The sequence below is a fragment of the Paraconexibacter antarcticus genome (genome assembly GCF_024220175.1).
GTDB classification, from domain to species: Bacteria; Actinomycetota; Thermoleophilia; order Solirubrobacterales; family Solirubrobacteraceae; genus Paraconexibacter; species Paraconexibacter antarcticus.
Genome location: NZ_CP098502.1, coordinates 3,309,235 through 3,326,744 on the forward strand (window position 1 = coordinate 3,309,235; position 17,510 = coordinate 3,326,744).

The 17,510-nt window shown below is 68.4% G+C and carries 13 protein-coding genes and 3 rRNA genes; 2 read left to right on the forward strand and 14 right to left on the reverse strand.

Translation table 11 applies throughout. The features are described 5' to 3' along the window. Positions 1-38: 38 nt before the first annotated feature. Genes NBH00_RS16200 through NBH00_RS16210 form a run of 3 tightly spaced genes read right to left on the reverse strand, consistent with a single transcriptional unit; the run spans position 39 to position 2,652 of the window. Positions 39-689, reverse strand: coding sequence for a YggS family pyridoxal phosphate enzyme (locus tag NBH00_RS16200; protein WP_254569633.1), 651 nt, complete (start codon positions 687-689; stop codon positions 39-41). Further along, positions 677-1,465 carry a purine nucleoside phosphorylase YfiH/LACC1 family protein gene (locus NBH00_RS16205; RefSeq protein ID WP_254569634.1) on the reverse strand — a complete coding sequence of 263 codons (789 nt, stop codon included), beginning with the start codon at positions 1,463-1,465 and terminating at the stop codon, positions 677-679. Before NBH00_RS16205 ends, NBH00_RS16200 begins: the two co-directional genes overlap by 13 nt. After that, positions 1,462-2,652 carry a tRNA nucleotidyltransferase/poly(A) polymerase family protein gene (locus NBH00_RS16210; RefSeq protein ID WP_254569635.1) on the reverse strand — a complete coding sequence of 397 codons (1,191 nt, stop codon included), beginning with the start codon at positions 2,650-2,652 and terminating at the stop codon, positions 1,462-1,464. The genes NBH00_RS16205 and NBH00_RS16210 overlap by 4 nt, the downstream gene beginning before the upstream one ends. A gap of 32 nt (positions 2,653-2,684) precedes the next feature. Here NBH00_RS16210 and NBH00_RS16215 point away from each other — a divergent pair, with 32 nt between their 5' ends. Further along, the gene (locus tag NBH00_RS16215; protein WP_254569636.1) at positions 2,685-4,265 is read left to right on the forward strand and encodes an outer membrane protein assembly factor BamB family protein; all 1,581 of its coding nucleotides are present in this window, start codon (positions 2,685-2,687) and stop codon (positions 4,263-4,265) included. Between the two features lie 118 nt (positions 4,266-4,383). On the opposite strand, the gene hisF is transcribed toward NBH00_RS16215, so the two are convergent. From hisF to murA, 6 genes are all read right to left on the reverse strand, one after another. Beyond that, the gene (hisF, locus tag NBH00_RS16220; RefSeq protein ID WP_254569637.1) at positions 4,384-5,145 is read right to left on the reverse strand and encodes an imidazole glycerol phosphate synthase subunit HisF; all 762 of its coding nucleotides are present in this window, start codon (positions 5,143-5,145) and stop codon (positions 4,384-4,386) included. A 17-nt stretch (positions 5,146-5,162) separates the two neighbouring features. Beyond that, positions 5,163-5,936 (reverse strand): 1-(5-phosphoribosyl)-5-[(5-phosphoribosylamino)methylideneamino]imidazole-4-carboxamide isomerase, encoded by a 774-nt coding sequence (gene hisA, locus NBH00_RS16225; RefSeq protein WP_254569638.1) that lies wholly within the window; start codon positions 5,934-5,936, stop codon positions 5,163-5,165. After that, positions 5,933-6,586, reverse strand: a complete 654-nt coding sequence (gene hisH / locus NBH00_RS16230; RefSeq protein ID WP_254569639.1) for an imidazole glycerol phosphate synthase subunit HisH — start codon at positions 6,584-6,586, stop codon at positions 5,933-5,935. Before hisH ends, hisA begins: the two co-directional genes overlap by 4 nt. A 58-nt stretch (positions 6,587-6,644) precedes the next feature. After that, positions 6,645-7,280 (reverse strand): ATP phosphoribosyltransferase, encoded by a 636-nt coding sequence (hisG, locus tag NBH00_RS16235; protein ID WP_254569640.1) that lies wholly within the window; start codon positions 7,278-7,280, stop codon positions 6,645-6,647. Next, positions 7,277-8,245, reverse strand: a complete 969-nt coding sequence (locus NBH00_RS16240; protein WP_254569641.1) for an ATP phosphoribosyltransferase regulatory subunit — start codon at positions 8,243-8,245, stop codon at positions 7,277-7,279. The genes hisG and NBH00_RS16240 overlap by 4 nt, the downstream gene beginning before the upstream one ends. A gap of 65 nt (positions 8,246-8,310) precedes the next feature. Beyond that, positions 8,311-9,630 (reverse strand): UDP-N-acetylglucosamine 1-carboxyvinyltransferase, encoded by a 1,320-nt coding sequence (murA, locus tag NBH00_RS16245; protein ID WP_254569642.1) that lies wholly within the window; start codon positions 9,628-9,630, stop codon positions 8,311-8,313. A gap of 70 nt (positions 9,631-9,700) precedes the next feature. Between murA and NBH00_RS16250 the strand changes: the two genes are divergently transcribed. Further along, positions 9,701-10,285 carry an HDIG domain-containing metalloprotein gene (locus tag NBH00_RS16250; RefSeq protein ID WP_254569643.1) on the forward strand — a complete coding sequence of 195 codons (585 nt, stop codon included), beginning with the start codon at positions 9,701-9,703 and terminating at the stop codon, positions 10,283-10,285. Here the strand turns inward: NBH00_RS16250 and NBH00_RS16255 are convergent. From NBH00_RS16255 to NBH00_RS16275, 5 genes are all read right to left on the reverse strand, one after another. Beyond that, on the reverse strand, positions 10,240-10,635 hold the full coding sequence (locus NBH00_RS16255; protein ID WP_254569644.1) for a hypothetical protein: 396 nt from the start codon (positions 10,633-10,635) through the stop codon (positions 10,240-10,242). The genes NBH00_RS16250 and NBH00_RS16255 overlap by 46 nt on opposite strands. 124 nt (positions 10,636-10,759) lie before the next feature. Continuing rightward, entirely contained in the window at positions 10,760-11,866 is a 1,107-nt protein-coding gene (locus NBH00_RS16260; RefSeq protein WP_254569645.1) for an isocitrate/isopropylmalate family dehydrogenase, read from the reverse strand. A 205-nt stretch (positions 11,867-12,071) separates the two neighbouring features. Then, positions 12,072-12,188: ribosomal RNA gene (gene rrf / locus NBH00_RS16265) — 5S ribosomal RNA — on the reverse strand. A 106-nt stretch (positions 12,189-12,294) separates the two neighbouring features. Continuing rightward, positions 12,295-15,290 (reverse strand): 23S ribosomal RNA (locus NBH00_RS16270). Between the two features lie 403 nt (positions 15,291-15,693). Continuing rightward, positions 15,694-17,238 (reverse strand): 16S ribosomal RNA (locus NBH00_RS16275). Together the 16S, 23S and 5S rRNA genes form the textbook arrangement of a ribosomal RNA operon. Positions 17,239-17,510: the final 272 nt, after the last annotated feature.

Below are 17,510 nucleotides of genomic sequence, written 5' to 3' on the forward strand. Positions count from 1 at the left end.
AATTCTCCTGCAAGCTGAATGGCTTTCGGCGGCCGCGCTCAGCGGTAGAGGCTCGAGCCGATGCGGACGATCGTCGCGCCCTCGGCCGCGGCGACGGCATAGTCCTGGCTCGTCCCCATCGAGAGCTCGCGCAGGCCGTGGGCCCCGGCGAGCTCGGCGAGGGCGGCGAACCAGCGCCGGTTGTCCTCGGCCCGCGGCGCGAGCGGCGGCATCGTCATGAGGCCGTCGACCGGCACGCCCGCGGCCGCCGCGCGCTCGAGCATGGCCGGGAGGTCGGCGGGCGCGAACCCGCTCTTGCCCTCCTCTTGCGCGACGTTCACCTCGAGCAGGACGCGGACGTCGCCGCGCCCCTCCGGACCGAGCCGGTCGAGCCGGTCGAGGGCGCTCTCGCTGCCGACGGAGTGGATGAGGCGGACGAGCGGGACGACGTCCTTGACCTTGCGCGACTGCAGGTGGCCGATGAAGTCCCAGGTGAAGGCGGGGCCGAGGGCGGCGTGCTTCTCCTGCAGCGCCTGGGCCCGATTCTCCCCCACGAGCGTCACGCCGGCCTCGGCGAGCACGCCGAGCTCCTCGGTGGCGACGTACTTGATCGCGGCGAGGATCTGGACGCCGTGCCCGACGTCCTCCCGGATCGCGTCGAGGTTGCGGCGGACGACGTCCGCCTCGAGGCCCGTGATCAGCTCAGCCATGCGATGCCCGCCTGTCGTCCGGTCGTGCCGCCGTCCGCGCGGTGGCTGAAGAAGAGGCGCTCGCCGTCGCCCGAGGTCGCGCACATCGTGCACAGGCCCGCGTCGTGCGCGGTGGCGACGCCGGCGGCGTGCAGCCGCCGCGCGGCGATCGCCTTCAGGTCGATCGGGGCGCTCCCGGCGCGGGCGAGGACGCCGTCGGCCGCGAAGGCCGCGCGGACATCGGGGCCCACGTCGTAGCAGCAGCCGCCCGCGCCCGGGCCGATGGCGGCCTCGAGGCGGCCGGCGACGCCGAGCTCGCGGAGCGCCCGTACGCCCGCCTCGAGGATGCCGTCCGCGAGCCCGCGCCACCCGGCGTGGAGCACCGCGACGCCCCCGGCGCCGGCGACGACCACCGGCAGGCAGTCCGCGGTGAGGACGACGCCCGCCACCTCGGGGGCGGTGATCGCCTGGCCGTCGCCCTCGGCGGCCGGGTCCGGCAGCGCCGCGGCGTCGGTCGTCCGGTGCACGACGCTGCCGTGGACCTGGCGGGACTGGACCCACTGCGCGACCGGCACGCCCGTCCAGCGCGCGAGTCGCTCCATGTTCGCGGCGACGTCGCCGGCCCGGGCGGGCTCGTGGCGGGCGAGGTCGAGCGACGCGTACGGGCCGGTGGACACGCCGCCGGCCCGGCCGGTGAAGCGCACCTCGGCGCCGCCCAGCGTCACCGCGAGCAGGGGGCCGTCCCAGCGGAAACCGGCCGGCAGGGCGGGCGATGGGGCCGGGGCCGGGGCCGTCATGCGAGCGCCGCCTGCAGCTCGGCGTCGCGGCCGGGCGGGATCGCCCCGTCGAGGCGCTGGTCGAGCGCGGCCTGCAGCCGACGCCCGACCTCCGGCCCCTCCGGCACGCCGGCGCCGAGGAGGTCCTCACCGGTGATCGCGAGGCCGACGTGGCGCAGCTCGTCGATCCAGCGGCGCGCCTGCTCGCCGCCGGCGAGCGCGACGACCTCGAGCGGCACCCCACGGGCGGCGCGGGCGATCTCGGCCGGCGTCTGCGCCCGCTGCAGCGGCATGTAGGTGGAGCTCCGCGAGCCGGCGGCGACGATGTCGAGCTCCCGCGAGCCGAAGCCGAGGTGCCCGAGCCAGTCGACGAGCGCGGCGGCATCGGTCGTCCGGGCGCAGGCGGCGAGCAGCACGAGGTCGCGCCGGACCTCGCCGGCTCCGGAGAGGAGCTCGAGCGCGGCCGGCAGCCGCGCCGGGTCCAGGTCGAGCCCGGCCGGGAGGAGCCCGTCGTTCAGCGCCGCCGCGGCGCGCAGCGCGGCGAGCGCGTCCGGCTCACGCAGCGCCAGGCGCAGCTCGCTGCCGAGGCGCGGGCCGGACACCGAGCGCGGGTCGGCGCGGGCCGCAAGCGCGGTGGTGTGGGCGTCGGCGGCGAAGCCGAGCCGGGCGGCGTAGCGCGCGACGCGCCACAGGCGGGTCGGGTCGTCGGCGAAGGAGCGGTCGTGCAGGACGCGGAGCACCCCCGCGCCGAGGTCGTCGAGGGCGCCGTCGACGGCGAGCAGCTCGGGCTCGCCCTCCCCCGCGGGCCGCAGCGCGATGGCGTTGACGCTCACGTCGCGGCGGTGCAGATCCTCCGCGACGGTCGTGAACTCGACGTCGGGGAGCGCACCGGGCACGGCGTACGTCTCGCGACGGGCCCGGGCGACGTCGACGGTCAGCGGCTCGCCGGCCGGCCCGGGCTCGGGCAGCGTGACGGTGGCGGTGCCGAAGCGCTCGTGGGCGACGACGGTGCCGCCCAGCGCGTCCAGCAGCCCCGTCGGATCGCCCTCGACGACGAGGTCGAGCTCGCGCGCATCGAGGTCCAGGAGGGCGTCGCGGACGGCGCCGCCCACGACCCAGGCGCCCGGCGTCGCGGCGACGAGACCGAGCACGCGCGGGCCGGCGGGGAGCGTGCGGAGGCGGTCGAGGGCGGCGGAGGGGTTCAGCATGGGCGGACTCGCCTGTCTACCGTATGGGGTCGATGCGTGCGCATCCCCGCCTCCGGCGCCTGGTCCTCGCCGGGGTCGTGCTCGCCCTCCTCGCCGGAGCGGCGATCGCGATCCTCTCCTCCCGCCAGCCAGGCGACGTCTCCAACCCGAATGTCGAGTTCAACGCGAAGGACCGCCCCCGGGCGAAGACCGTCGACCGCGCGACGAGCGACCGCGGCTCGTCGTTCAGCTGGCCGACGTACGGGTACGACGCCGGCCGCACGCGCTACCTCCCCCTGAGGCACGACCTGCGCCCGCCGTTCGCCGAGCGCTGGACCCACGGCGGCAACGTGCTGCTCGAGTTCCCGCCCGCCCTCGGCGGGCGGTCGGTCTTCTCGCTGCGCGACGACGCGCGGCTCGAGGCGATCTCCCGCCGGACCGGGCGGCTGCTCTGGAAGCGCCACATGGGCCACCTCGCCGCGTCGTCACCGGCCTACGCGAACGGGACGGTCTTCGTGACGATCCTCGAGCGCGGGCGCGGCACGAAGGGCGGCCGCGTCGTCGCGGTCAACGCCGCGAACGGCCACACGCGCTGGTCGGTCCGCCTGCAGAGCCGCAGCGAGTCCTCGCCGCTCGTCGACCACGGCACCGTCTACTTCGGCTCCGAGAACGGGACCGTGTACGCGCTGCGCGCCCGCGACGGGCAGGTGCGCTGGACACACAGGGCACCCGGCGCGGTCAAGGGCGGCCTCGCGCTCGACCGGGGCCGGCTCTTCCTCGGGACCTACGGCGGCACGGTGCAGGCGCTGCGCCACGACACCGGCGGCCTCATCTGGTCGACGGGGACGAGCGGCGGCAGCTTCGGCCTGCGCTCGGGGAACTTCTACGCGACCCCCGCCGCCGCGTTCGGGCGGGTGTACATCGGCAACACCGACGGCTTCGTCTACTCGTTCGCCCAGTCCAGCGGCAAGCTCGCCTGGCGCAAGAAGACCGGCGGGTACGTCTACTCGTCCGCCGCGGTGGCGCAGGTCCCCGGCACGCCGCCCACGGTCTACGTCGGCTCCTACGACCGCCACGTGTACGCCTTCGACGCCCAGTCCGGCTCGGTCCGCTGGAAGCACCACACCGAGGGGCGCGTCTCCGGCGGCATCGTCGTCCTCGGCGACCTCGTCTGGTACTCGACGCTCGCGCGCACGACGACGGCGATCACCGCCGGCATGGGCCGGCAGATCTGGTTCACGCGGCGCGGCGGCTTCAACCCCGTCGTCGCCACCGACCGCGACATCATCCTCGTCGGCTACACGACGCTGTACGGGCTCGACGGGCGGCCGCCGAAAACCGGTCCGCAGGCCGAGGCCGACCGCCGGGCCCGCGCGCGCGAGGCGCGCCACGTCGCGCTCATCCGGCGCGTCATGCGCCGCCGGGCCGCGCTGAACCGGCGCGTCGCCGCCCGCCGCGCCGCGATCCGCCGCCGCAACGCCCTCATCCGCAGCGGCGGCATGATCTGCACGCGGCGGGGCGGGAAGATCTCCTGCCACCGTCCCCGCCCGTTGTTCTGCACGAAGCAGGGGAAGTACGGGCCGACGATCTGCCGGGCGTTCGGGACCGGCGCGGCGACACGTCGCCGCCGGTAGGCCCCCGACCTCGCGCCCATCCCCCATCGGCGTGCGGTCTCGTGGGGTCATATGTCCCACCGGGCCGCACGCCGGCGCGGTCGCGTCGGCGACGTCAGGCGCGGACGGCGCGGCGCGGTCAGGCGCGGACGGCGACGCCGGCCGCGGCGAGCGCGGCCTTCGCCTCGGCGACGGTGTGCTTGCCGTAGTGGAAGATCGAGGCGACGAGCGCCGCGTCGGCGCCGCCCTCGGTCAGCGCCTCGGCCATGTGCGCCAGCTCGCCGGCCCCGCCGGAGGCGATGACGGGGACGCTCACGGCGTCCGACACCGCCCGGGTGAGCGGAAGGTCGTATCCGTCGTTCGTCCCGTCCCGGTCCATCGAGGTGAGGAGGATCTCCCCCGCGCCGCGCTCCACGCCCTCGCGGACCCACTCGAGCACGTCCAGGCCGGTGTTCCGGCGGCCACCGGCGACGTACACGTCCCAGCCGTCGCCCTCCTCACGCGCCTTGGCGTCGATCGCGAGGACGACGCACTGGGCGCCGAACTGGGCGGCGAGCTCGTCGATGAGCTCCGGCCGGGCGACCGCGGCGGAGTTGATCGAGACCTTGTCGGCGCCGGCGTCGAGGACGGCCTGCGCGTCGGCCACCGAGCGGATGCCGCCGCCGATCGTGAACGGGATGAAGACGTTGTCCGCCGTCCGCCGCGCGAGCTCGACGATCGTGTCGCGGTTCTCGTGCGTCGCGGTGATGTCGAGGAAGACGAGCTCGTCGGCCCCGGCCGCGTCGTAGCGCTCGGCGAGCTCGACGGGGTCACCCGCGTCGCGGATGTCGACGAAGTTCGTCCCCTTGACGACGCGGCCGTCGGCGACGTCCAGGCAGGGGATGACGCGCTTGAGGTGCAAGTCCGGCCGACCTCGCCCTAGTCGCCGGTCGCGTCGTACGCGGGGCGGTAGGGCCGGTCGCTGCGCGGCGGCTCGAGGGCGGCCTGCCCCTCCTTCACCGTGAACTTTTTCTCGTACAGGGCCTTGCCGACGATGACGCCGCCGAGGTTCACCTGGCGGAGGGCCGCGAGGTTCTCGAGGTCCTCGCGCTTGCCGATGCCGCCGGAGTAGATGAAGCGTCCGCGGACGGCGGCGGCGATGCGCCTGACCTCGGCGAGGTCCGGGCCCTCGAGCATGCCGTCGCGATCGACGTTCGTGTAGACGAACGAGCGCACGCCGCGGTTCTGCAGGCGCTCGATGACGGCCTCACCGGTCGACGTCGACGTCTCCTGCCAGCCGGACGTCGAGACGTTGCCGCCCCGCGTGTCGACCGACACGATGATGCGGTCGCGGTACTGGGCGAGCACGTCGTCGAGGAAGTCCTGGTTCGCGTAGGCCGCGGTACCGAGAATCGCCCGCTCGGCGCCGGCGGCGAGCGCGTCCTTCACGGCCCCGAGGGTCCGCAGGCCGCCGCCGGTCTGCACCGGCACGCCGAGCTCGCCGGCGATCTGCTCGATGTGGTGCAGGTTCTTCGGGCTACCGGACTTCGCCCCGTCGAGGTCGACGATGTGGAGGAAGCGCGCGCCGGCCTCGACCCACGCGCGGGCCGCCTCCAGCGGCGAGTCCTCGTAGACGGTCTTGGCGTCGAAGTCGCCCTTGACGAGCCGGACGGCCTTGCCCTCGTAGATGTCGATGGCGGGGTAGAGGATCAAGCGATCACCTGTGCGCAGCGCTTCGTGAAGTTCGCGAGCAGCCCGAGGCCGTGGGCGGAGGACTTCTCGGGGTGCGACTGCGCCCCGTAGATGTTCCCCTGCGCGACGACGGTGGCGAAGGTCTCGCCGTACTCGGCCACGCCGAGCACCGCGTCTTCGTCCGTGGGATGCGGCGCGAACGTATGGACGTGGTAGAGATGGATGGGGTCGGGCAACCCGTCGCGAAGCGGGCTCTCGCGGACCCACTTCACCTCGCTCCAGCCGATGTGCGGGAGGTTCTGGCCGTGGCTGTCGAGGCGGCGGACGCTGCCCCGCAGCAGCCCCAGCCCCTCGGCGCCACCGTGCTCCTCGGACTCCTCGAACAGCAGCTGCATGCCCATGCAGCTCCCGAAGAGCGGCGTGCCGCGGCTCGCGCACTCCTTGAGGACCTCGTCGAGGCCGAGGTCGCGGATGACCCGCATCGCGGCCGGGAAGGCCCCGACGCCGGGAAGCAGGAGGCCGTCGGCCGCCCGCAGCTCCGCGTGGTCGCGCGTCATGAGCGTCCTCGCGCCCGTCCGCTGCAGCGCCTTCTCGACCGACCGCCGATTGCCCATGCCGTAATCGACGATCGCGATCGTCGGGGCGGCGTCGGGGGCGGGCCGGTCGGGCATGTGTCTTTATTGTCCCGTAAAGCGGCGTTCGACCGCCTGCCGGGTCCCGCGAGACCGGTTATTCGGCACGGAGGCGCTCGACGAGGTCGTCGATCGCGGCGGCCTTGAGCTTGTGGGCGACCGGGTTCGCGATGAGCCGGGCGGTCGCGACGAGGATCTCCTCACGGACGACGAGGCCGTTCTCGCGGAGCGTCGTGCCGGTGGCGGTGAGGTCGACGATCGCGTCGACGAGGCCGGTGAGCGGCGCGAGCTCGACCGAGCCCTTGACCTCGACGAGCTCGACCTGACGACCGGTCTCCTCGAAGAACCGGCGCGCGATCTTCGTGTACTTCGTCGCCACGCGCATGACGCCGAGGCGCCGCAGCGCCTCCGCGCCCGGGTCGGGTCCCGCGACGCTCGCCAGGACGAGCGTGCAGCGTCCGTACCCGAGGTCCATCAGCTCGTACACCGCGCGCTCGGGCTGCTCGAGGAGGACGTCCTTGCCGGTGAAGCCGATGTCCGCCGCGCCCGCCTCGACGTAGGTCGGGACGTCGGACGGCCGCATCGTGACGATCCCGATGTCCTCGAAGAGGAGCTTGCGGTCGTTCGAGCGGACCTCGCTCGTGTCGATGCCGATGCGATCGAGGAGGTCGAGCGTGTCGCCCATGAGCGCGCCGCGCGGGACCGCGATCGTGAGGCCGGTCTTCGTGCTCATGCGACCCCCTCCCCGCGCTGCTCGCCGGCGAGCGCGATGTGGACGCCGTTCAGGTCGAACGAGAAGCCGACGGCGGGCATGTCGCGGCCGAACCGGCCGACGAGGTCGTCGTAGCGACCGCCGCCACCGAGCGGCATCCCGGCGGCCGGGTCGTAGATCTCGAAGACCGCGCCCGTGTAGTAGTCGAGGTCGCGGACGAGGCCGAGGTCGAAGATGAGACGCTCGGCGACCTCGCGCGAGACGGCGCCGTGGACCGCCCGCAGGCGCTCCGTCGCGACGCGCTCGGAGACGGTGTCGAGCAGCTCGGCGCCGCCGCGCAGCAGCGGGATCGTCGTCAGCAGCTCGGTGCTCTCCGCGTCGAGGCCCGCGTCGTGGACCTCGACGGACAGCCGTACGAGGTCGCGCCCGACGAGCGCGTCGAGGATCCGCGCGCTCCGCGCGTCGTCGACGCCGCACTCGGCGAGCAGGGCGCTGTAGAGACCGGCGTCGCCGATGCCGATCCGGTACTCGCGCAGGCCCGCGGCCTCGAGCGCGCGGCAGAGGACGGTGAGGACCTCGGCGGTCCCCTCCGGCCCGGCGGCACCGATGAGCTCGACGCCGGCCTGCAGCGTCTCCCGCATCTGGCCGCGCCCGGGCTTCACGCCGCGGTAGACGTGCGCGAAGGAACTGAACCGCAGCGGCGGCTCGGCCGTCGCGTAACGGGTGGCCGCGACACGCGCGATCGGCACCGTGAGGTCCGAGCGCAGGCACAGGACGCTGCCGTGGTCGTCGAAGAGGCGATAGCCGCCCCCCGAGCCGCCCATGCGGTCGACCGCCGACTCGAACTCGATCGCCGGCGTCCACACCTCGCCGTAGCCGTGGTCCTCGAAGACCGTGCGGATCGCGTCGGTGATGGCGCGCAGCTCGCGCATCTCGTCGGGCAGGACGTCGCGCGTCCCGCTGGGCGTGGGGTACATGGCGGTCATCGGGCGGGCCTTCTAGTGGGCGGGGGACGGCGCGAGGGCGCGCGCGGGCATCGTCGCAGACGCCATCAGCGCGCCCCCACGGGCGAGGGCCCGTCGATCGGCACGCGCTCGATGCGGGCGCCGAGTGCGCGCAGGCGCTCGTCGATGCGCTCGTAGCCGCGGTCGATCTGGCGGATGTTGCCGATCTCGGTGCGGCCGTCGGCGCAGAGCGCGGCCAGCAGCACGGCCATGCCGGCACGGATGTCCGGGGACTCGACGCGCTGGGCGCTGAGCGGCGTCTTGCCGGTCACGAGCGCGCGGTGCGGATCGGCGATGAGGATGTTCGCCCCCATCGAGACGAGCTTGTCGGTGAAGAACAGGCGCGACTCGAACATCCACTCGTGAATGAGGACCTGGCCACGCGACTGGGTCGCGAGCGCGACGGCGATCGACGTGAGGTCGGCCGGGAACTGCGGCCACGGGCCGTCCTGCACCTTCGCGGTGTGACCGCCGTGATCGCGGGCGACGGCGAGGTCCTGGCCGCCGGGGACGAGCAGGTCGAGGCCGTCGAGCTCGGAGTGGAGGCCGAGCCGCTCGAAGACGAGCATGATCATCCGCAGGTCACCGGGGTCGGTGTCCTTGATCCGCAGCTCGCCGCCCGTCATCCCGGCCATCGCCATGAACGAGCCGATCTCGATGTGGTCGGGGCCGACGTCGTGGGTGCAGCCGCCGAGCTCGGCGACGCCGGAGATGCGCATGACGTTCGAGCCGATGCCGATGATGCGCGCACCCATGTGGACGAGCATCCGGGCGAGGTCCTGGACGTGCGGCTCGGAGGCCGCGTTGCCGATGATCGTCTCGCCGGGCGTCAGCGCGGCGGCCATGAGCGCGTTCTCGGTCGCCATGACCGACGGCTCGTCCATGAAGACGTCGCCCGCGCGCAGGCCGCCGACCGGCGCCCGCAGGACGATCTGGCCGTCGGCGATCGAGTCCCGGGCGCCGAGGGCGCGGAAGGCGTCGAGGTGCGGGTCCAGGCGGCGGCGGCCGATGACGTCGCCGCCGGGCGGCGGCATGACGGCGGCGCCGAAGCGCGCCAGCAGCGGTCCGGCGAGGAGGAACGAGGCCCGGATCTTCTCGGCGACGTCGGGGTCGACGACGGCGTCCGCGGTCACCCCGGCGGCGCACAGCGCGACCTCGTGCTCGCCGCGCCAGTCGACGGTGACGCCGAGGAGCTCGAGCAGCTCGATCATCGCCTCCGTGTCGCGGATCCGCGGGACGTTGCGGATCACGACCTCCGCCGCGGTCAGGACCGAGGCGGCGAGGATGGGCAGGGCGGCGTTCTTGTTGCCGGCAGGCGTGACCGTGCCGGACAGCGGAACCCCACCGTCGATGACGAACTTCTCCATGAGCGGGGGTGGCGCGGCCCCAGACCCGGGGCCGGATCCGTGGTGGCGACGCGGGGCTAGGCTACCAGCCATGTCCCAGACCCTTTCGCGCGACGCCGCGTGGTCCCTGCTCACCGAGTGGGTCGAGTCCGATTCCCTGCGCCGGCACTGCCTCGCGGTCGAGGCGTCGATGCGCGCGATGGCGGAGGCCCGCGGGGCCGATGTCGGGCTCTGGGGCCTCGCGGGCCTGCTGCACGACCTGGACTACGAACGGTACCCGGACCCTGACACCGGCCATCCGCGGATGGCGATGGCCGAGCTCGAGCGCCTCGGGCAGCCACCGGAGCTCGTGCGGGCGATCGCCTCGCACGCCGACTACCTGCACGTCTCGCGCGACAGCGACCTCGAGAAGGCGCTCTACGCCGTGGACGAGCTGTCGGGCTTCGTCGTCGCCTGTGCGTACGTGCGCCCCCAGGGCATCCACGGCATGACCCCGAAGTCGGTGAAGAAGAAGCTCAAGACGGTCGCGTTCGCGGCCGCCGTGAACCGGGACGACATCCGCCGCGGCGCCGAGGAGCTCGGGGTGGAGCTCGACGCCCACATCGCGTTCGTCATCGACGCCCTGGCGGGTCAGGCCGAGGCGCTCGGCATCGAGGGCTCGACCGAGGCCGTCTGAGCCGGCGCCTCGCCGCGCGCCCGGTGCAGGCAGATGGCCGGAGCGGGCGCGGGCGTCCCGTGCCCGCGCCGCGTCCCCGTGCGAGTGATCCGCGATCCGCGGCCGTGCGGATCGGGCCGCGGCGTGCGGCGGCCCGAGAGCGACGTGTCGACGGGGGCGTGCTCCGCGGAACGGCGCCCCTCGCAGCGGTCGAAGGCGGGTGCGTCAGCGGCGTCGAGGGCGTCGTGCGGGGCCCGGGCGGCGGGATAGCTGTCCAGGGTCGCGAAGGCGACGACGAGCTCGGCGGCGTTGCGCAGTGCGGCGCGCCACTGCCGCGGCGCCCGGCTCTGATCTTCCGTAGGGGAGAACATGTGTTCGCAAAGCTAGGCGACGCGCCGGACGGAATCGGTGCGAACAGGCGTTCGCCAGCGTATTTGACTCTCCAGAGCCAAAGTCACGCCGAAAGCGGCAACGAAAGTTGCACCGGCCGCGCGCTCAGACGGTCGACCCGAGCGAGGACCAGACGTCGATCTTCGTCCGGATGCGGGTCACGACGTCCGTCGTGAAGTCGGTCGTGCCGTGGTCGCCGCCGAGGTCGGGCGTGCGCACGCCGGCGGCCGTCGCCTCGAGCACCGACTCGTAGATCGCCCGGGAGGCCCGGTCGCAGCCCTCGTGCCCGGCCGTCGCCGCGTAGTGCAGGACGGCGGCGCAGCTGAGGATCATCGCCATCGGGTTCGCGACGTCCTTCCCCATCAGGCTCGGCGCCGTGCCGTGCGGGGCCTCGGCCATCGCGGCCGACGTCCGGTACTCCGCGTCGAAGGCCAGGAGCACCGACTCCGCGCCGGCGATCGAGCCGAACATCGGCATGACGAGGTCCGACAGGCAGTCGCCGTCGCGGTTCAGCGCCGGGATGACCAGCGGCGTCTCCGTCGCCCCCGAGATGAGGCCCGCGTACGTCGCGTCGATGAGCATGGGCCGGTACTCGACCGCGGGGTACAGGGCCGCGGCCTTGTCCATCTCCTCCTTCAGCATCCCCTCGTAGACCGGGGACACCGTCCACTTCGGGCCGCCGTAGACCTTGCCCCCCATCTTCTCGGCCTGCCGGAAGCTGTATTCGGCCACCGCTCGACACACCGAGCGCGTGATGCGCTCGACGCGGATCGCGACCTCGTCGGCGCTGCCGGCCTCCCCCTCGCGCGACTCCTTCGCCCCGTAGGCGTCCCCGACGGCCATCCGGACGACGGAGATCGGGTGGTAGGTGCCGGCGATCGGCGTGACCCCGGGGATCCGGCGACCCGTCCGGACGATGACCTTGCCGTCGATCCCCTCGCGGAGCAGGCGGTTCGGCGAGCCGACGTCGTCCTTACCCTCGGGGGTGATCGTCGCCGCCTTGATGCCGAAGCCGAACGCCTTCATCGCCTGGGCCGCCTCGTCCACGACGCCGTTGGCGGTCGCGCGCCGGTTCTCCAGCGACAGGTCGAACGGGACGAGCTCGAGCACGACCCCGCTCACGTCGCGGGCGAGAACGCGGACGGCCTGCTCGAGGAGCTCCTGGCCGGTCTCGTCGCCCTCGAGGATGGCGATCTTCAGCGGTGCGGACACCTGGTTGACCCTAATAGACAGGCGCTTCGATGCAAGGCCCTCCTCGCCGATGAGGAGGTGGTGGTTGCCGCCCGGATCGCGTCGGGCCAGGCAACGCCGCGTCCGGGGCCGACCGGGCCCGAGCCGCCGGCCTTCATGGGCCGGGGCGTGGCAGAGTGGTTAAACGAGAAAGGGCCCCCCGAAGGAGGCCCTTTCCCTACTTTAAAACCGGCGGCGTCTTACTCTCCCGGGCCCTTGCGAGCCAAGTACCATCAGCGCTGAGAGGCTTAACTGCCCTGTTCGGAATGGGAAGGGGTGTTTCCCTCTCGCCAAAACCACCGGAAACTCATGAAAGATCGATCACGCCTCCGCACGCTTGCGCACGCGGACGAGCGACCGCTCTCGGCGGCCCTTCAAAACTACACAGTTTGCCACAAGGTAATCAAAAATCCGTCAAGCCCTCGACCCATTAGTACCAGTCTCCTACGAGTGTCACCACTCTTCTAGATCTGGCCTATCAACCTGGTGGTCTACCAGGGGTCTTACTTCCTCAATGGGAATGGGAGAACTCATCTCGAGGCCGGCTTCCCGCTTAGATGCTTTCAGCGGTTATCCGATCCAGACGTAGCTAACCAGCGATGCCCTTGGCAGGACAACTGATACACCAGAGGTCTGTTCACCCCGGTCCTCTCGTACTAGGGGCAAATCCTCTCAATTCTCCAACGCCCACGGCAGATAGGGACCGAACTGTCTCACGACGTTCTGAACCCAGCTCGCGTACCGCTTTAATGGGCGAACAGCCCAACCCTTGGGACCTACTCCAGCCCCAGGATGCGACGAGCCGACATCGAGGTGCCAAACCGGGCCGTCGATGTGGACTCTTGGGCCCGATAAGCCTGTTATCCCCGGCGTACCTTTTATCCGTTGAGCGACGGCACTTCCACTTGCTACCGCCGGATCACTAACACCTGCTTTCGCACCTGCTCGACATGTCTGTCTCGCAGTCAAGCTCCCTTGTTGCGTTTGCACTCTACGTACGATTTCCAACCGTACTGAGGGAACCTTTGTGCGCCTCCGTTACATTTTGGGAGGCGACCGCCCCAGTCAAACTACCCGCCTGGCACTGTCCAGCGCCCGGATTCACGGCGCGCTGTTAGGTGTCCAATACACCAAGGGTGGTATCTCAAGGTTGGCTCCACACCAGCCGCAGCCGGTGCTTCAAAGCCTCCCACCTATCCTGAGCGAAATGGACCGAACAGCAATACCAGGTTGTAGTAAAGGTGCACGGGGTCTTTCCGTCTAGCCGCGGGTACTCGGCATCTTCACCGAGACTGCAATTTCACCGAGCCCATCGTTGAGACAGCGTCCAACTCGTTACGCCATTCGTGCAGGTCGGAACTTACCCGACAAGGAATTTCGCTACCTTAGGACCGTTATAGTTACGGCCGCCGTTTACCGGGGCTTAGCTTCGCTGCTTCGGGTCAAGCCCTAACAACTCCACGTAACCTTCCGGCACCGGGCAGGCGTCAGCCCCTATACGTCGTCTTGCGACTTAGCAGAGACCTGTGTTTTTGGTAAACAGTCGGTTGGACCTATTCACTGCGGCCCCCTCGAGCTCAACACGCGAAGTGCGTCACTCTACCGGGGCGCCCCTTATCCCGAAGTTACGGGGCAATTTTGCCGAGTTCCTTAACGATGGTTATCTCGATCACCTTAGTATTCTCTACTTGCGTACCTGTGTCGGTTTTGGTACGGGCACGCGAATTCTCCCTAGAGGCTTTTCTAGAGGGCATGGCGTAAGGGACTCGCCGGCTCATGAGCCAGCTGGCATCGCGCCTCAGGTTATGCGGACCCGGATTTGCCTAGGTCCACCCCTACACGCTTACCCCAGGACGACCATCGCCTGGGTTCCCGTAGCCTTCCCCGTCCCCCCATCGGTCAAACGAATTCGACGTGGTACAGGAATATCAACCTGTTGGCCATCGACTACGCCTTTCGGCCTCGCCTTAGGTCCCGACTAACCCTGGGCAGACGAACTTTACCCAGGAATCCTTACGCAATCGGTGGAAGAGATTCTCACTCTTCTTTCGTTACTCATGCCGGCATTCTCACTTCCCAGCGCTCCACGGCGAGCTTCCGCTGCCGCTTCTCTGCCCTGGGAACGCTCTCCTACCACTCACCCCAAAGGATGAATCCGCAGCTTCGGTGACTAGCTTGAGCCCCGTTACATTATCCGCGCCCGAACACTTGACCAGTGAGCTGTTACGCACTCTTTCAAGGGTGGCTGCCTCTAAGCCAACCTCCTGGTTGTCTATGCACTCGGACATCGTTTCCCACTTAGCTAGCACTTAGGGACCTTAGCTGGCGGTCTGGGCTGTTTCCCTTTTGACGCTGAAGTTTATCCCCCAGCAACTGACTCCCGAGGAACACGTTATGGTCTTCGGAGTTTGCCTGATTTCGGTAAGCTGGTGGGCCCCCTAGACCAAACAGTAGCTCTACGGCCATAACGCTCTTTACTCGAGGCTATACCTAAATATATTTCGGAGAGAACCAGATATCACTGAGCTTGATTAGCCTTTCACTCCGACCCACAGGTCATCCGCCCAGTTTTCAACCTAGGTCGGTTCGGTCCTCCACGAGGTCTTACCCCCGCTTCAACCTGCCCATGGGTAGCTCGCTCAGTTTCGGGTCTACCGCCTACGACTCAAATCGCCCTATTAGGACTCGCTTTCGCTTCGGCTCCGCTCATCGCTTAACCTTGCCGCAGACGAGTAACTCGCCGGCTCGTTATGCAAAAAGCACGCGGTCACAGAACAAGTCTGCTCCCACCGCTTGTAGGCACGCGGTTTCAGGTACTATTTCACTCCCCTTCCGGGGTACTTTTCACCTTTCCCTCACGGTACTAGTCCGCTATCGGTCACAGAGGAGTACTTAGCCTTGGAGGGTGGTCCCCCCAGGTTCAGTCCGCGTTTCACGGGTGCGGACCTACTCAGGAACGTCACACGACAGGCTGTGTAGTTTCGTCTACGGGACTATTACCCTCTATGGATGGCCTTTCCAAGCCATTCGACTACCACACAACTTTGTAACTGTCGCCAGGCCGATCATGACCTGGAAGTAACGCCCTACAACACCACATACGCAACGCATGATCGCTTACACGTATGAGGTTTGGGCTGATCCCTTTTCGCTCGCCACTACTCAGGGAGTCTCGGTTGATTTACTTTCCTCGGGGTACTGAGATGTTTCACTTCCCCCGCTTGCCTTTATCTGCCCTATGTGTTCAGGCAGAAATAACGCCGCATTACCAGCGCTGGGTTTCCCCATTCGGAAATCCACGGGTCAAAGGCTGTTCAACGCCTCACCGTGGCTTATCGCAGTCGTCCACGTCCTTCATCGGCTCTCTGTGCCAAGGCATCCACCACGTGCCCTTACTATCTTGACGGTGATCTTTTGAGTCCATTTACATGGACTCGGTGATTACCCGCATACCCGCCCGCTTATCGAAGGGCGGGTATGTGTGGCTACTGTGCAGTTTTCAAGGGCCGTCCGAGAGGGCGGAATCCCGCTGCAGCACGGTGGCTGAACGGGAGACCATGCCAGTCTCTCAAAACTCAACAGCATGCGTTGATCTTGCGATCTTTGCTTCCAGATCGTGACCCACGATTGTGTGGCACGCCGAAGGCGCGGCCACAGCTCATTGGAGCTGCGACATCAGTCTGGTCCAGGTTCGGTCGACATGCTAGCCGTCCGAGCGTAGTCGCCGGTCACGCTTGGCTATGGATCAAGATCCACCGCCGGCGCCGACGACGCGTTTTCGAACGTGCCTCATTCAAGAGGCTCCCTAGAAAGGAGGTGATCCAGCCGCACCTTCCGGTACGGCTACCTTGTTACGACTTCACCCCAGTCACGAGCCCCACCTTAGACGGCTGCCTCCCTTGCGGGTTAGCCCACCGGCTTCGGGTGTTGCTCACTCCCGTGGTGTGACGGGCGGTGTGTACAAGGCCCGGGAACGTATTCACCGCGGCAATGCTGATCCGCGATTACTAGCAACTCCACCTTCATGTAGGCGGGTTTCAGCCTACAATCCGAACCGAGACGTCCTTTAAGGGATTCGCTCCACCTCGCGGTATCGCAGCCCTCTGTAGACGCCAATGTAGCACGTGTGTAGCCCTGGACATAAGGGGCATGATGACTTGACGTCATCCCCACCTTCCTCCGGTTTGTCACCGGCAGTCTCGTATGAGTCCCCAACTAAATGCTGGCAACATACGACGGGGGTTGCGCTCGTTGCGGGACTTAACCCAACATCTCACGACACGAGCTGACGACAGCCATGCACCACCTGTGAACCTGCTCCGAAGAGAAGACCTGTTTCCAGGCCGGTCAGGCACATGTCAAGCCCAGGTAAGGTTCTTCGCGTTGCGTCGAATTAAACCACATGCTCCGCTGCTTGTGCGGGCCCCCGTCAATTCCTTTGAGTTTTAGTCTTGCGACCGTACTCCCCAGGCGGGGCACTTAATGCGTTAGCTTCGGCACGGGAGGAGTCGACACCTCCCACACCTAGTGCCCATCGTTTACGGCGTGGACTACCAGGGTATCTAATCCTGTTTGCTCCCCACGCTTTCGCGTCTCAGCGTCAGTCACGTACCAGAGTGCTGCCTTCGCTATCGGTGTTCCTCCTGATATCTGCGCATTTCACCGCTACACCAGGAATTCCACACTCCTCTTCCGGACTCGAGCTCGACAGTATCCACCGGCATCCCAGGGTTGAGCCCTGGACTTTCACAGCAGACTTATCGAGCCGCCTACACGCGCTTTACGCCCAATGATTCCGGACAACGCTTGCCCCCTACGTATTACCGCGGCTGCTGGCACGTAGTTAGCCGGGGCTTCTTGTGAAGGTACCGTCAGTCCAACGAGCTATTAACTCGTGAACCTTCGTCCCAACTGAAAGCGGTTTACAACCCGAAGGCCGTCTTCCCGCACGCGGCGTTGCTGCATCACACTTTCGTGCATTGTGCAAGATTCCCCACTGCTGCCTCCCGTAGGAGTCTGGGCCGTGTCTCAGTCCCAGTGTGGCTGATCGTCCTCTCAGACCAGCTACGCATCGTCGCCTTGGTAGGCCGTTACCCCACCAACAAGCTAATGCGCCGCGGGCCCATCTCGATGCGGAGGCCGAAGCTTCCTTTCCACCTTCCCCTCAAAGGGAAGGAGCACATTTGGTATTAGCCCCGGTTTCCCGGGGTTGTCCCAATCATCAAGGCAGGTTACCCACGTGTTACTCACCCGTTCGCGGCTTTGCCCCATCCGAAGATGGTTCGTCGCTCCACTTGCATGTGTTAAGCACGCCGCCAGCGTTCGTCCTGAGCCAGGATCAAACTCTCCGTGAAGAACGACATCCAACGCCCCTCGATCCGAAGATCTCCGAGCGCCGGCACAAAGAGTTGTCATGACCTTTTAGCCATGCCCCATACACAGGGCACAGCGTCAGTGACAGGTACTTCTCAGGTCCACCGGGTCGGCTAAGAGCCCGGCAGATCGAACCTGGACGCACACCTCAGACTCAGAGAGCCAAAAGGTGCGCATGCTGTTGAGTTTTCAAAGACCGTCGCACCCGACTCGGGAAGGTGATGCCTTCTTGGAGAGGTGCAGCCCGCTGACT